This is a genomic window from Pseudoalteromonas sp. 19-MNA-CIBAN-0066, from assembly GCF_040308705.1.
GTDB classification, from domain to species: Bacteria; Pseudomonadota; Gammaproteobacteria; order Enterobacterales; family Alteromonadaceae; genus Pseudoalteromonas; species Pseudoalteromonas nigrifaciens.
In genome coordinates this window covers 1-247 of record NZ_JBEONZ010000350.1, presented here as the reverse complement: position 1 = coordinate 247, position 247 = coordinate 1, and the positions used below count along the sequence as shown (strand labels likewise).

Annotated in this window: 1 pseudogene; it reads right to left on the bottom strand. The window is 41.3% G+C overall.

The features are described from left to right. Positions 1-247: pseudogene (locus AAEZ18_RS19390) on the bottom strand (HD-GYP domain-containing protein); the annotation flags it as partial.

Genomic DNA, 247 nt, shown 5'->3' with positions numbered 1-247 from the left:
ACCCTAAGTATTTAGCAAATACAGCGGTAAAAATGGCGCAGTTGATCATATGCCGCCAGTTATAGCTGTGTTTATCTTTTATACGAGTAAGAATAGTCATGGCGTTGGCGTTACGAAAAACTGAGCTGACTATTTCGCTGGCTATTTCATCAAGCACTTTTATATTAACACTCAGGCCAGATGTTAAGTCACCGTATAACGACTGTAGCTTTCGGCCATGCTGATCGTAATTGACACTCGCTTTAGC